We start from the raw sequence: 460 nt of genomic DNA, 5'->3' as shown, positions 1-460 counted from the left end.
GCGTTATGTTCTAAGGTGAAAAATGAGAAATCAAGGAATGATATTAGTTGCTTTCATCGCCTCAACTGTTCAAGCTTCTTTGGCGTATCTGCATCATAACGACCTGATTTCAGTAGAAATATTCCAATGGATGGTCTCGGTAATATATATCCCTTTGTATTTCGTTCTTCTGTTGATTGGTGGGTTGTTGGAAGTAGTCTTTGGGCTGAATCTGCTAAAAGGTGGAGTTGCTTTTCCTTATCTGCATGGTGTTTTATGGGCAGTTGGCAGCCTACTATTACTTCCTCTGAATCTATGGCTTTAGAAGTTAGGCTCACGCTGTAAATTACGAACATAACAAAGCGTTTAAGACGGATTCCCAACGCTTGGCGGCTTTAGCTCAAAGATATGCATCAGTGTTTATGTCATTATGTCTTGAGTACAGTGGTAGCGTTGCTCACCACTTAACGCGGCGTTATGT

At 41.1% G+C, this 460-nt stretch carries 1 protein-coding gene; it reads left to right on the top strand.

The features are described 5' to 3' along the window. Positions 1–22: 22 nt before the first annotated feature. The gene (locus tag VJL_RS27460; RefSeq protein ID WP_038882515.1) at positions 23–304 is read left to right on the top strand and encodes a hypothetical protein; all 282 of its coding nucleotides are present in this window, start codon (positions 23–25) and stop codon (positions 302–304) included. Positions 305–460: the final 156 nt, after the last annotated feature.

The organism is Vibrio jasicida CAIM 1864 = LMG 25398 (assembly GCF_000400365.1).
In the GTDB taxonomy this organism is placed as follows: domain Bacteria; phylum Pseudomonadota; class Gammaproteobacteria; order Enterobacterales; family Vibrionaceae; genus Vibrio; species Vibrio jasicida.
This window is presented reverse-complemented; position numbering and strand designations above follow the sequence as displayed.